13 protein-coding genes are annotated in these 13,855 nt (G+C 60.5%); 5 read left to right on the forward strand and 8 right to left on the reverse strand.

The features are described 5' to 3' along the window. Positions 1–373 precede the first annotated feature (373 nt). The 4 genes from prpD to F0A16_RS20735 are packed head-to-tail and all read right to left on the reverse strand — an operon-like array spanning position 374 to position 4,678. Positions 374–1,858, reverse strand: coding sequence for a 2-methylcitrate dehydratase (gene prpD, locus F0A16_RS20720; protein WP_149437839.1), 1,485 nt, complete (start codon positions 1,856–1,858; stop codon positions 374–376). Between the two features lie 52 nt (positions 1,859–1,910). Next, the gene (gene prpC / locus F0A16_RS20725; RefSeq protein WP_149437841.1) at positions 1,911–3,035 is read right to left on the reverse strand and encodes a bifunctional 2-methylcitrate synthase/citrate synthase; all 1,125 of its coding nucleotides are present in this window, start codon (positions 3,033–3,035) and stop codon (positions 1,911–1,913) included. A 15-nt stretch (positions 3,036–3,050) separates the two neighbouring features. After that, positions 3,051–3,935 (reverse strand): methylisocitrate lyase, encoded by an 885-nt coding sequence (gene prpB / locus F0A16_RS20730; RefSeq protein ID WP_149437843.1) that lies wholly within the window; start codon positions 3,933–3,935, stop codon positions 3,051–3,053. Further along, entirely contained in the window at positions 3,932–4,678 is a 747-nt protein-coding gene (locus F0A16_RS20735) for a GntR family transcriptional regulator (RefSeq protein ID WP_149437845.1), read from the reverse strand. The genes prpB and F0A16_RS20735 overlap by 4 nt, the downstream gene beginning before the upstream one ends. A 337-nt stretch (positions 4,679–5,015) precedes the next feature. On the opposite strand from F0A16_RS20735, the gene pabB reads away from it, so the two are divergent. The 4 genes from pabB to F0A16_RS20755 all read left to right on the forward strand — a co-directional run bounded on the left by pabB (position 5,016) and on the right by F0A16_RS20755 (position 9,141). Continuing rightward, positions 5,016–6,443: an aminodeoxychorismate synthase component I gene (pabB, locus tag F0A16_RS20740; protein WP_149437847.1), complete on the forward strand. Its 1,428-nt coding sequence runs from the start codon at positions 5,016–5,018 to the stop codon at positions 6,441–6,443. 52 nt (positions 6,444–6,495) lie between these two features. Continuing rightward, positions 6,496–7,575, forward strand: a complete 1,080-nt coding sequence (locus tag F0A16_RS20745) for a FecCD family ABC transporter permease (RefSeq protein ID WP_239023915.1) — start codon at positions 6,496–6,498, stop codon at positions 7,573–7,575. After that, entirely contained in the window at positions 7,572–8,354 is a 783-nt protein-coding gene (locus F0A16_RS20750; protein ID WP_149437850.1) for an ABC transporter ATP-binding protein, read from the forward strand. The genes F0A16_RS20745 and F0A16_RS20750 overlap by 4 nt, the downstream gene beginning before the upstream one ends. A 166-nt stretch (positions 8,355–8,520) precedes the next feature. Continuing rightward, positions 8,521–9,141, forward strand: a complete 621-nt coding sequence (locus F0A16_RS20755) for a phosphoadenosine phosphosulfate reductase domain-containing protein (protein WP_149437852.1) — start codon at positions 8,521–8,523, stop codon at positions 9,139–9,141. Positions 9,142–9,228: 87 nt separating this feature from the next. Here F0A16_RS20755 and cysB read toward each other — a convergent pair whose 3' ends face one another. Next, positions 9,229–10,197, reverse strand: a complete 969-nt coding sequence (cysB, locus tag F0A16_RS20760) for an HTH-type transcriptional regulator CysB (RefSeq protein ID WP_149437854.1) — start codon at positions 10,195–10,197, stop codon at positions 9,229–9,231. Between the two features lie 242 nt (positions 10,198–10,439). Here cysB and trxA point away from each other — a divergent pair, with 242 nt between their 5' ends. Beyond that, the gene (gene trxA / locus F0A16_RS20765) at positions 10,440–10,763 is read left to right on the forward strand and encodes a thioredoxin (protein WP_110602432.1); all 324 of its coding nucleotides are present in this window, start codon (positions 10,440–10,442) and stop codon (positions 10,761–10,763) included. Positions 10,764–10,858: 95 nt separating this feature from the next. Here trxA and F0A16_RS20770 read toward each other — a convergent pair whose 3' ends face one another. From F0A16_RS20770 to pstA, 3 genes are all read right to left on the reverse strand, one after another. After that, positions 10,859–11,965 carry an AI-2E family transporter gene (locus F0A16_RS20770; RefSeq protein ID WP_149437856.1) on the reverse strand — a complete coding sequence of 369 codons (1,107 nt, stop codon included), beginning with the start codon at positions 11,963–11,965 and terminating at the stop codon, positions 10,859–10,861. Positions 11,966–12,151: 186 nt separating this feature from the next. Next, positions 12,152–12,976 carry a phosphate ABC transporter ATP-binding protein PstB gene (gene pstB, locus F0A16_RS20775; protein ID WP_149437859.1) on the reverse strand — a complete coding sequence of 275 codons (825 nt, stop codon included), beginning with the start codon at positions 12,974–12,976 and terminating at the stop codon, positions 12,152–12,154. Positions 12,977–12,996: 20 nt separating this feature from the next. After that, entirely contained in the window at positions 12,997–13,848 is an 852-nt protein-coding gene (pstA, locus tag F0A16_RS20780; RefSeq protein WP_149437861.1) for a phosphate ABC transporter permease PstA, read from the reverse strand. Positions 13,849–13,855 lie beyond the last annotated feature (7 nt).

Genomic DNA, 13,855 nt, shown 5'->3' on the forward strand with positions numbered 1-13,855 from the left:
CGAGCCAGGAAATCATCCAAGTGCTTGTCAGCACTTGCTTTCTTGGCCGCCGTAAGGAGTGGCGTATTTTAAGGATCCGGGCGAGGATGTCAACGTCTTTTTTGTCGAATCCCGCTTGGCGTCGCATACTGCCGTCGGCGCCGATCCTTTCGAAGAAGCGGGAGCATCTTGCCTGCCTCCCTGCCTGGCGTCAACCGATTATTTCAATCAAATCAATCGCTTGGCTTTCTTCTTCACTGCTTCCGAGAACCTGTCTCGGCGGCAGCGGATGCGTACTTTACGATTCTCTCCGGCACTTGGCAAGCCCTGGGAAATAAAAATCCTGAGATTTCGACTCCGCGTCATCAACCCGTCACCCAGATGTAGGTTTTCCCTAGATAGACCAGAGTTCCAGAAACGCGTCGACCGGGATCGACTCGAGCCTTTCCTTATCTTCGTACAAGGCGAGGATCTGCTCACAGCGTTGTGCGGGAAAACGCGTTGCCAGGTTGTGTCGGAGCTTTTCCTTGAGCTTTGGAATTCCCTCTTCCCGGCGGCGCCGATGCCCCAGGGGGTACTCCACTTCTACTCGTTCGGTCCGGGTTCCATCCTTGAAGAAGACCTGAACCGCATTGGCGATGGAGCGCTTGTCCGCTTGATGATATTCGCGGCTATAGCGCTCCTCTTCGACGACTTCCATCTTGTCGCGAAGAAGGTCGATGATCGGGTGAGCCCGATGGAAGCCATCCTCGTAATGCTCGGCAGTCAGGTTCCCGAACGCCAGCGGCACGGCAATCATGTATTGCAGGCAGTGGTCACGGTCGGCCGGATTGGCGAGCTCGCCCACCTTGGAAATGATCCGTATGGCCGACTCATGCGTGGTCACGACGATTCTATCTATCTCATCCAGCCGATCCTTGACGTCGGCATGCAAGATCACCGCGGCCTCGGCAGCGGTCTGGGCGTGGAATTCCGCCGGGAAGCTGATCTTGAACAGCACGTTCTCCATCACGTATGTGCCGTAGGTCTGGGATACTCGAAAACGTCGCTCCGGGTCGGGCTTGATCGCCTGATCCTTGTTGGTCTTGCTGAACGAGACGTCGTAGAAGCCCCACTGAGGCGCGGTGAGCACGCCAGGGACACCCATCTCACCCCGCATGGCGATATCGGCCAGCCTCACCGCTCGGGACGTCGCGTCTCCTGCCGCCCAGCTCTTGCGTGATCCGGCATTGGGTGCATGACGGTAGGTCCTGAGGCTCTGTCCGTCGACGAAGGCGTGCGACAGCGCCGAGAGTAGCTGCTCACGATTGGCTCCCATCAACTTCGCCACGACTGCCGTCGACGCCACCTTGACCAGTACGACGTGGTCCAGCCCCACCCGATTGAACGAATTCTCCAACGCCAGGACACCCTGTATCTCATGCGCCATGATCATCGCTTCGAGTACGTGACGCAGGGTCAATGGCCGCTCGCCTTTCGCCAGACGCTGCTGCGACAGATGGTCGGCGACGGCGAGAATACCGCCGAGATTGTCAGAGGGGTGCCCCCACTCCGCTGCCAGCCAGGTATCGTTGTAGTCCAGCCACCGAATGATGCAGCCGATATCCCAGGCAGCTTTCACCGGATCCAGTCGAAACTGCGTTCCCGGCACACGGGCCCCATTGGGAACGACCGTGCCCTCCACCAGCGGCCCCAGATGCTTGGTACATTCCGGGAAGCGCAGCGCCAGCAGTCCGCAACCGAGCGTATCCAGCAGACAGTGCCGGGCAGTATCCAGCGCCTCCCGACTGCCGACTCGATAGTCGAGCACGTAGTCCGCGATGGCCTGGAGCTCCGGATCGTAGTCGGGGCGCTGGTTGAGATCGACATTGGCACTCATGGCGTTTCCTTGAATTTGTTGCTCGTCAATGGACCGTGGCTCGGTGCCTGAATTACCGACGCTGTTCGATCGGCACCCAATCGCGTCGTTCCGGACCGACGTAATCGGCACTGGGTCGGATGATGCGATTGTTGGCGCGCTGTTCGAAAACGTGCGCGCTCCACCCCGTCAAGCGGGAACAGACGAAGACCGGCGTGAACAATTTGGTGGGGATGCCCATGAAGTGATAGGCGCTGGCATGGTAGAAGTCGGCATTGGGGAAGAGCTTCTTCTCTCTCCACATGACCTCGTCGACACGCTCCGATACAGCATAGAGGTGATTGTCGCCGACATCGTCCGCCAGCTGTCTCGCCCACTGCTTGATGATCGCGTTACGGGGATCGGATTCGCGATAGATGGCGTGACCGAACCCCATGATCTTGTCCTTGCGCTCGAGCATCTCGAGCAGGCTGCGCTCCGCTTCGTCCGGCGTCGACCAGCGGCTGATCATCTCCATTGCCGCTTCGTTGGCCCCACCATGCAGTGGCCCTCGCAGTGACCCGACCGCACCAGTAATGCAGCTGTGCAGATCCGACAATGTCGACGCGCAGACCCGTGCCGTGAAGGTCGAGGCGTTGAACTCATGCTCGGCATAGAGGATCAGCGAAACGTTCATCACTCGCGCATGCAGATCGGACGCCGGCTTGCCGTGCAACAGATGCAGAAAATGACCGCCGACGGAGACGTCGTCCGTCTCGGTCTCGATACGCTCGCCATGATGCGAATATCGGTACCAGTAGTTGAGAATCGACGGCATGACGGCCAGCAGCCGATCCGCATGCTGCTGCTGATCTTCCATACGCTGCTCGGTTTCCAGATTGCCGAGCATCGAGGTTCCGGTGCGCAACACATCCATTGGATGCGCATCCGATGGAATCTGCTCCAGCACTCTCTTCAGCGGTTCCGGCAGCGAGCGGGAACGCTGGAGGAAGGCAATGTAGTCATCCAACTGTGACTGATTGGGCAACTCTCCTTTCAGCAACAGATAGGCGACCTCCTCGAAGCGGGCGTTCTCGGCGAGTGCCTGAATGTCATAACCACGATAGGTGAGCCCCGAGCCGCTCTTGCCGACCGTACAGATCTCCGTCGAGCCTGCGCTCTGTCCTCGCAGTCCGGTGCTTTTGGGTCTTTCCGACATGATGGTCTCCTCCGCTCATTCGCCGCCTTTCTTGAAAAGCGTATCCAGCTTGCGTTCGAAGGCGTGGTAATCGAGAAACTCGTAAAGCTCCTCTCGCGTCTGCATCGAATCGACGATGTCTCGCTGATGCCCTTTGGCGTGAATTTCCTGGTAGACCTTGAGTGCCGCCGCGCTCATCGCACGAAATGCCGACAACGGATAAAGCACCATGCGACAGCCGACCTCCCCCAACTCCTGCTGGGAGAACAAGGGCGTCGCGCCAAACTCGGTGATATTGGCAAGAATTGGCGCATCGACCCCCTCACAAAAAGCCCGGTAATCGTCCAGGGTATGGACCGCCTCGGCGAAGATCGCGTCGGCACCGGCTTCGACGCAGGCATTGGCACGTTCGACGGCGGCCGCGAGCCCCTCTTTCTGGAAGGCATCGGTGCGTGCAATGAGGTAGAAATCCGCGTCGTGACGAGCATCGGATGCCGCCTTGATGCGATCGACCATCTCCGCCTGGGAAACGATCTCCTTGTTGGGCCGATGTCCACAACGCTTCTGGGCCACCTGATCCTCGAGATGGACGGCCGCCACGCCGGCCCGCTCCATCTCCTTGATCGTTCGTGCGATATTGAAAGCCCCGCCCCAACCGGTATCGATATCCACCAGCAGCGGCAGGTCACAGGCGCCAGTGATGCGGCGGGCATCTTCCACGACATCGTTGAGCGTGGTCATGCCCAGATCCGGCAGCCCGTAGGACGCATTGGCCACGCCACCGCCGGAGAGATAGAGCGCATGGTGCCCGACCGCCTTCGCCATCATCGCGCTGTAGGCGTTGATGGCACCGACGATGGGAAGCGGACGACGGGCGGCTAGCGCAGCCCGAAAGCGTGCACCGGGACTCGATGACGTCATGATTCGATCCTTGAGGTGTGGGGAGAAGGCGCCGGCTCTTCCACCAGCGTTCGAGCGTAGTGGGCGGCAACGTTTTCGCGGGAAGCGCTGACGTGGCGACGCATCAGCAGTTCGGCGAGCTCGGCGTCACCCGCCTCGATCGCGTCGACGATGCGATGATGCTCGACGAAGGCGCGTTGCGGCCGGGAGCCCTTGGCGCTGAACTGGGTACGATAGAGCCGCACCAGGTAGTAGAGGTCATCGCACAGCAGCGTCATCAGCATACGATTGTGGCTGCCCTGCACGATGCGGTAATGGAAGTCGAGATCGCCTTCCCGCTGGTAGTAGGCCTCGCCACTGGCCAGGTCTTCCTGCCGTTCGTGAAAGGCGAGAACGCCGCGCAGTCCCGCAATCTCCTCGGCCGTCATCGAAGTCGCCGCCAGCCTCGCCGCCATGCTCTCCAGCGCCTCGCGCACATCGAACAGTTCCAGCAGCTCATCCATCGAAAGCTTGACGACACGGGCACCGACATGGGGCACGCGCTCGATCAGCCGATAGGTTTCCAGCCGACGCATCGCTTCCCGCAGGGGCCCACGGGAGATACCGTAATGGGAGGAGAGCTCCGGCTCTGTGATACGAGTACCGGGAGGCAGCTCGCCGCGGACGATTGCGCGCTGGAGCTGGTGAAAGACACGCTCGGCCAGCGTGCGAACCACCGGCAGCTCGGTATCGGCTTCGTGACTGTCAAAATGGGATTGGGACATTAAGTTGTTAACAATAAGAGGGCGTACTCCTATCATAGGCGCGGCTTTTTTCTCGGGCAACGTAAAATAACGCTCATGAAATGGCACTTTAGTCGAGAGACAATAAATGGGGACTTTGGAATTGTCGACAATACAAGACTCCCCTTATCGTCTCCCAGCGCTGCTCCTCCCGCCCACGCGGCGTCTCGATGCCGGATATTGCCCGTTCGCGCAACACGTGGAGGGCTCGCTCATCACCACGGCTCCCGATAAACTTGCCGGCCGGCGTAAACTGCCCGCTACCCCAGGCGCGGCTATCGACGCCGGGTCGTCGTTCATTCGTCTGGAAAAGGTATTCATGGCTGGCGCAAGACCCTGGCTCGAGATAGCCGACTTCCCCTATGCGCCCGATCCGGGCCCGCTCTTCGAGCGACTGCAGCAACGTCCCGGTGCCGTGCTGTTGGACAGCGGCCGCCCTGACGCCCCGGGCGGCCGCTTCGACATCCTCAGCAGCGACCCGTTGGCGACACTGACCATCGGCGACGGTCGAACTCGATGCCAGCCATCGATATCCCTGCCGGACGAACCATTCGCGGCCCAGCACGCCCTGCTGGACCATGCCGAAGCCGAGTGGCTGCCACGCCTGCCCGCCGCCCTTGCCGCACGGACCTCCAACCTGCCCTTTGTCGGTGGGCTGATCGGCCACTGGAGCTATTCACTGACCACGGCGCAAGACAAGAGCGATCGCCCATCACGCCACATCGATCGTCGCCCGGGACCAAAGCTGCCCTCGGCCAGGCTCGGGCTCTACGACTGGGCGCTGATCCAGGATCACGAGGCACGGCGTACCTGGATGGTCGCGACCGCCGAACGCCGCCGGCAGGTGATGGAGTGGCTGAACGAAGCCGCGACGCCGGCTTCGCCGGACTTCACCCTGACCGGGGCCTTCGTTGGCGATATCGACCGCTCCGGCTACGCCAGACGCTTTCAGCGCGTCATCGACTATCTCCATGCTGGCGACTGCTACCAGATCAATCTGGCACAGCGCTTCACCGCCCGTTTCAAGGGCAGTACCTGGCAAGCGTATCGCCACCTACGTCGCGCAACGCCCACGCCCTACGGTGGCTATCTCGCTTGGGATGACAAGGCAATCCTGTCCCTGTCGCCCGAACGATTCATCGGCGTCGTCGATGGTCAGGTCGAGACCCGGCCGATCAAGGGTACTCGCCCTCGCGGGTCGACACCCGATGAAGACCGGCGCCTGGCGATCGAGCTTCAGCAAAGCGACAAGGATCGTGCCGAGAACGTCATGATCGTGGACCTGCTGCGCAACGACCTGGGGCGCGTCTGCCGCCCAGGCAGCGTCACGGTCCCGCAGCTCTGCGGACTGGAGAGCTACGCCAACGTCCACCATCTGGTCAGCGTCGTGCGCGGTGAACTGGCTTCCCCCGCGACACCGCTGGATCTGCTGGCCGCCGCTTTTCCTGGTGGCTCGATCACCGGCGCGCCCAAACATCGTGCGATGCAGATCATCGAGGAGCTCGAACCCAGTCAGCGCAGCGTCTACTGCGGCAGCCTGGGCTATCTCGACCGACGTGGTCGACTGGACACCTCGATCGCGATACGCACCGTCGTCGCCGACGGCGACACCCTGCATATCTGGGGCGGTGGCGGACTGGTGGCGGATTCGGACGAGGAAGCCGAATACCGGGAGACACTCGCCAAGATCGAACGACTGATGCAGGCACTGACGGACCCTCATCAGGTCGAGAACGATTCCCAATAGCATTCCATTGGTTTACGCTGCCCGACGCCATCGCCAAACAACGAACCCTACCTTGAAAGCCACGACGATTTCATCCCGTGCCAAGACACCGGAAACCACGGTCCATCGCTACCTCGCCCGTCAGCGCCGCCAGTACTGGCTGATCGCGCTGACCGCGATGGCCACGCTGGTCTCGCTGATGATCGATATCGCCACCGGGCCAGGCGCCTATCCGCTACTCGACGTGGTGGAGACGCTGGCGATGCCGTCGGAGGCTTCCCGCGTGCTGCAGGTCGTGGTCTGGGAGATCCGGCTGCCGGTCGCGACGATGGCCATCGTCGTCGGCGCCAGTCTTGCCGTCGCTGGCGCGGAAATGCAGACACTGCTCAACAACCCCCTCGCCGACCCCTTCACGCTGGGGATCTCTTCCGCGGCCAGCTTTGGGGCAGCGCTCGCCATCGTGCTTGGGTTCGGACTCCTGCCGGTCGCCGGCACGCTACTGCTGACCGCCAATGCCTTCGTCCTGGCCATGTTCGCCTCCCTTATGATCTGGGCGCTGAGCCGGCTGAAAGGCGTCAGCGTGCAGACGATGGTGCTGATGGGAATCGCGATCATGTTCTTCTTCAATGCCTTGTTGGGAATGCTTCAGTACGTCGCTTCCGCCGAGTCGCTACAGCAACTGGTGTTCTGGTCGCTGGGCAGCTTGAACAAGGCAAGCTGGGGAAAAGTCGCGCTGGCAGCCCTGGCGCTGTTTGCCACCATGCCGATCTTTATCCGGGCCAGATGGCAATTGACCGCCCTGCGCCTGGGAGATATCCAGGCCAAGTCAATGGGCATCAATGTCGGGCGGCTGCGCTTGCGCATGTTGCTCTGCTGCGCGCTGCTTTCGGCGACAGCGGTCGCGTTCGTGGGGACCATCGGTTTCGTCGGGCTGGTCGGCCCGCACATCGCTCGCCTGGTGGTCGGTGAGGACCAACGCGTATTCCTGCCGATGTCCGCACTGACCGGCGCACTGATCCTCTCGTTGACCTCGATTCTCTCGAAGACGCTCATTCCCGGCATCCTGCTACCGATCGGCATTCTGACGGCGCTGATCGGCTTGCCGTTCTTCGTGTCACTGATCCTGCGCTCGCGTAGGGAGATCTGGCGATGAACCTGCGAATCGAGCGACTCGCCTGCTCGCTGGGAAAACGACGGATACTACACGATCTCTCCGGCCTGACCGCGAGGCCCGGCGAGATAACGGCACTGATCGGCCCCAACGGCGCGGGGAAATCGACGTTGCTGAAGGCGATCGCCGGCATCGAGAGTGCCAGCGGGCGCATCCTCCTCGGCGAGGAGCGAATCGATGCGCTACCGATCGATCAACGCAGTCGACGACTCTATTACCTCCCCCAGGACACCAGCACCCAGGCAGCACTGAGCGTCTTCGAGGCCGTTCTGCTCGCGCGCCGAACCCAGGTGGCCGAACCTGCCGCCACGGCCCTCTCGGCCGTCGAACGCGCGCTGAAATCCCTGGAGCTCGAACCACTCGCAGAGCGCGAACTGGTTACGCTGTCCGGAGGCCAACGCCAGCGCGTCGCCATCGCCCAGGCCATCGTGCGTCGCCCGGCACTGTTGATGCTCGACGAGCCGACCAGCGCACTGGACCTCCATCACCAGTTGCAGGTACTCGACTACCTTCAGCGCTTGGCACGCCGGGAAGCGATGACCGTCGTTCTGGCCATTCACGACCTCAATCTGGCCGCGCGCTTCGCCGACCACCTCTGGGTCATAAAGGAGGGACGGCAGGTCGTCAGTGGAAAACCGGGAGAGGTGTTGACGCCAGCTCGCCTGCGGGAGATCTACGCCATCGATGCCCACGTCGACTGGCCACCGGATGCTCCACCGCGTATCACGCCCCTCTCGGCACTGCGCCCACTCGGCGTTTAATAATCAGATGGTCGATTCGTGCCACCATGTAGATAATTTGGTTATATATCAATCTAACCAAACGGTATTGGTCCGCGCCTGGAGAGGGTTGATAAAGTGACAGTCATCCCACTTACCTCGTTGGGCCTCGTCGGTAACTCAGACGCGCCCTCCAAAGGAGTCACTCATGGCGTTCGACCTCGATGCTCTCAATCGTGAAATCGGTCACGATCCTCTGGCCATTACCGAGTTCGCACTGGGGCTGGATCAGAAGGCGATCTGCACCACCAATTTCCGCCCGTTCGAGGCCGTGATCCTGCACCTGGTCACTCGCGTTCGCCCCGACATCCCCATCGTCTGGATGGACAGCGGCTACAACACACCTGCGACCTACCGCTTCGCCGAAGAGCTGACCAAGCGACTCGATCTCAACCTGACCATCTACCATCCGCACCGCTCTCGAGCCCATCGGGAGTCCGTGGAGGGCCCGACCCCGGAGATCGACGATCCACGCCACGCGACGTTCACGGAAGAGGTAAAACTCGAGCCATTCCGTCGTGCGCTGGCAGAGACGGCGCCGGACATCTGGTTCACGGCGCTGCGGGCCGAAGACACCATGGAGCGTTCGCGCATGCAGCCGCTGTCACGCAACGCCGACGGCCTGCTCAAGGTAGCGCCAGTGCTGCACTGGACCGCCAAGCAGATGTACCAGTACCTGCAGCAGCACGACCTGCCCAACAATTTCGACTACTTCGACCCCACCAAGGTCGAGGAAAAGCGCGAGTGCGGGCTGCACCTGCAGCACTGATTCGTATCGGAATGCAGTACAAAGAGCCCTGCCACTGGCGGGGCTCTTTGCGTTCGGACGCGTGTCGGGATCCAGGGAAACCAATCCTTAGAGTACGGGCAGTTGAATCCCCTTGAACAGCTCGGCCTCGTGTCGCGGGCCCGCTGCCAGCGCCCGCTCGACGGTCTCTCTATCCAGATGCGGCGCCATGCGTTTGACGAAGTCGTACATGTAGGTCCGCATGAAAGTGCCGCGGCGAATGCCGATCTTGGTGGTGGAACTCTCGAACAAATGCGAGGCATCCACCGCGACGAGATCGCTGTCCGCCACCGGATCGACCGCCATGTGGGCGACGATGCCGATGCCGAGACCCAGGCGCACGTATGTCTTGATCACGTCGGAATCAGCCGCGGTGAGAACGACATTGGGTGTCAGATCACGGGACTTGAACGCGTCGTCGAGCTGAGATCGGCCGGTGAAACCGAAGACGTAGGTCACCAGCGGATGCTCGGCCACCCGTTCGAGCGTCAATTCACCGCTCGCCAGGGGATGCCCCTTGGGGACGAGGACACAGCGGTTCCAGCGATAGCACGGTAGCAACACCAGATCGTTGAACAGCTCGAGCGACTCGGTGCAGATCGCGAAATCCGCCGATCCCTCGCTCACCATCTGGGCGATCTGCTTGGGCGTTCCCTGCTGCATGTGAAGGGCGACATCCGGGTACTTCTGGCGAAACTCGCCGATCACGCTGGGCAGCACATAGCGCGCCTGCGTATGCGTGGTAGCGATTGCCAGGCTGCCGCGGCGTTCGTCACTATGCTCCTGAGCGACGTGCTTGATGTCATCGACCGTCCGCAATACCTTGCCAGCCAGTTCGACGATCGCCTCTCCCGCCGGCGTGACGCGAGTCAGGTGTTTGCCGCTACGCGCGAATATCTCGACGCCAAGCTCGTCTTCCAACAGTCGAATCTGCTTGGAAATTCCAGGTTGTGACGTGAACAGGCTCTGGGCGGTCGCCGAGACATTGAGTTGATGCCGTGTCACTTCCCATACATAGCGCAACTGTTGGAGCTTCATAAGCAACCTCGCAGCTTCCAGAATCGTCAAAACGGCATAAGAAACAAGACATGGATTACTTTACGCAATAAGTCGCGGGGCGTGAAGGCCAAAAAATTGCCATTATTGGGTATGAAAAAAAGACGTTTAATAACCTGGCGCTATCGTTCCGATAAGCCGTGAGATTTGCCAGCACCCTGTGCAAGGGCTAACATCGCCTCCATCAGCTCGAAAAGAGCACAATGTCTCCAGGAGTTAACGTCATGTCCAACAACGTCGATGTCACCACCGCCAATTTCGAACAGGAAGTGCTGAACGCGGACAAACCGGTCCTGCTCAAATTCTGGGCGCCGTGGTGCGGCCCCTGCAAGATGATGGCGCCCGTCGTCGACGAAGTCGCCGACGAGAAAGCGGATGACATCAAGGTCGTCAGCGTCAACGTAGACGACGCCCCGGAAATCGCGTCCGAACACGGTGTCCGTGGTGTTCCCACCGTGATGCTGTTCAAGTCCGGCGCCAAGGTGGCATCACTGGTCGGCGCCCAGTCCAAATCCCAGTTGACGCAGTTCCTCGAACAGAACGGCTGAGCTCTCGACACGTCTGCCTCGACAAGGCCGCGCTCCCGGGAGCGCGGCTTTTTTGTGCTTGAAGCAGCAAGACCGACCGGGTCGAGTCACGGGCGCTATTCGACCTCCTCCTCCAGTTCGTCCAGCGCTTCCTGGACCTTGCGCTGGCGACGACGGCGGCGCTCCGAAGGACTCAGCATCTTGGCGATCCAGCGTGTCTCGGGATGGCTATCCAGCGCAATCTTGAGCGTCATGGTCAGAGGAACCGATAGCAGCATTCCCACCGGCCCCAGGATCCACCCCCAGACCACCAGTGAGAGAAAGGCGACCAACGTCGAGAGCCCCATCGTCCGCCCCATGACACGTGGCTCGACGATATTGCCCAGCACGAAGTTGATGGTCAGGTAGGCGCCCGCCAGCGTCATCGCTTTCACGATCCCTCCTTCCGGCATCGCCAGCGTCAGCAACACCGGTGGTACCGCGGCCAGCACCGAACCTATGTTGGGGATGTAGTTGAGAATGAAAGCCAGCGCACCCCAGAGCAAGGCGAACTCGACGCCGACGAGCCAGGCCGAGATGGTGACCAGCACACCGGTGACCAGGCTGATCGCCGTCTTCACTGCCATGTAGCGCTTGAGGTTGTAGCTGAACTCCGTGAATCGCTCCAGGCTCGGCCCCGGATTGGTTAGCGCCCTGGCCACCTTCTGTCGGAAATCCAGCGTCTCGAAGAGCATGAAGTTGACCATCAGCAGGATGACCAGACTCTGAGACAGCACCAGACCTAGCCCACTAATAAATCCGGACACCCAGTTTTGATCTCCGGAGTCGTCGACCATGCTGGACAACTGCTGTGGAGAGACCGAAAACCCCTGGTTCGCCAGCCACTCCAGCAACGTCAGATAGTGGCCTTCCAGCTGCTTCTGCATCTCGGGCCAGCTGTCCATGAACATCGTGAAGCTATTGCCCAGCAAGGTACCGAACAGCGCCAGCAATCCTCCCAGTATCAGCAGAGTGATCAGGACTGCCGCGTAGGAATTGACGCCGCGTCGATAGAGCCAATGGACCGGCGAGGTGCAGATCACCGCAACGAACAGAGACAGCAGAATCGGTATGATGAGACTTTCCGCAGCGCGCATTCCAGCGATGATGATCGTCAGCGATGCCAACGTCAGCATCAGATTGAAGGGAACGCTACGAAAAGAGGGTTCCTGTCCGGTCGACATAAGCAAGATCCTGGTGGTGCACGTCCTGTGGGCCACGACATTAGCACGATCCCGCCACGGGTACGTTGCTGCAGCGCAAAGTGTCTGCAAGCCGGCCTTGCGCCTGACGACAAGCACCCCCGAGTCGTCGGCTCGGGGGTGCCAGCTTACTTTCCCAGGGTACTTATTGGTTACGATCGTGAGCGATCAGCCATAACGGCCGGTGATGTAATCCTCGGTCCGGGACTCTTTCGGCTGGGTGAATATCTTGGTGGTGTCATCACACTCGATCAGGCTTCCCAGATACATGAACGCAGTAATATCGGAGATTCGTGCCGCTTGCTGCATGTTGTGCGTCACGATCACGATCGTGTAGTCCTTCTTGAGCTCGTTGATCAGATCTTCGATATACCCGGTCGAGATCGGGTCCAATGCCGAGGTCGGCTCGTCGAGCAGAATCACTTCGGGTTTCACTGCGATGGTGCGCGCGATACACAAGCGCTGCTGCTGGCCGCCCGAGAGCGCTTGGCCGCTCTGCTTGAGCTTGTCCTTGACCTCGTTCCACAGGGCCGCCTTGCGCAATGCCCACTCGACCCGCTCCTCGAGATCACGAGCGGAGAGCTTTTCGTAGAGGCGAATGCCGAACGCGACATTATCGAAGACCGACATCGGAAACGGCGTCGGTTTCTGAAACACCATACCGACACGAGATCGCAGCAGGTTGAGGTCGATCCCCGTATCGTAGATATCGTGCTCGTCGAGCAGGATCTGGCCCTCGGTGCGTATTCCTTCATACAGGTCGTGAATCCGGTTGAAGCAACGGATCAAGGTGGATTTGCCACAACCCGACGGCCCGATGAACGCCGTGACCTGGCGCTCGGGAATTTCCATTGTAACATTCTTGATCGCCTGGAACTTTCCATAATAGAGGTTCAGGTCGTTGACGCGCAGCTTGGTGGCGACCTGCGGTGCGGCTGCCGCTTCAACGGCGCCGGCGTCGCGCTTCTGGTCGAGATGAATATCGGCTGTCATGGCAGTCTCGCAGCTGGGAATCAGGAACGCTGGCGCGAGAAGTAGCGCGCCGCAATGTTCAGAATCAGGATGGCAGCGGTCAGGATCAATGCCCCGCCCCAGGCCAGAGCGACCAGGTCGGGAATGAAGGCGTTGATCGTCATGTTCTGGTAGATGGTCATCGGCAGGTTGGCCATCTCGCTACCCAAGTCGAAGAAGTTCCACTGGTTGGAATTCAGCGACGTGAACAGTAACGGCGCCGTCTCGCCGCTGATGCGTGCAAACCCCAGAAGAATCCCGGTCATGATGCCGGCACGAGCACCGCTGTAGCAGACTCGCACGATGATCCACCAGCGATGGGCCCCCAGCGCAGCGGCAGCTTCTCGCAACGAGTTGGGGATCAACCGCAACATGTCTTCCGTCGAACGAATGACAACCGGCACGATGATGACCGTCAACGCCAATACGCCGGCCCAGCCGGAAAAGTTGCCCATCGGGACCACCACCACGGCATAGATGAACAAGCCGATGATGATAGAAGGCGCCGAAAGCAGGATATCGTTGATGAAACGAATCACCTTGGCCATCAAGCCCTTGCCGCTGTATTCCGCCAGCCAGGTACCGGCGGCGACACCGATCACGGTCCCGATCACCGTGGCGGCACAGGTCATAACGAAAGTCCCCCAGATCGCGTTGCCCAGCCCCCCGCCATTCATGCGGGTGCGCTCGACGAAGGTCGACGGCGAGATCGCCCCGATCCCCTTGGTCACCAGGGTGAAGAGAATGGCGAAAAGAAAGACGAAACCGATCAGCGTCGCTAGTTGGCAGAGCACCATCACCAACTGGTTGAGGCGCTTGCGGCGACGATAGAGTGGCGTTTGATTGATATCCATGGTTCTC

Origin of the sequence: Salinicola corii (assembly GCF_008298015.1) — a bacterium.
Taxonomy (GTDB): Bacteria; Pseudomonadota; Gammaproteobacteria; order Pseudomonadales; family Halomonadaceae; genus Salinicola; species Salinicola corii.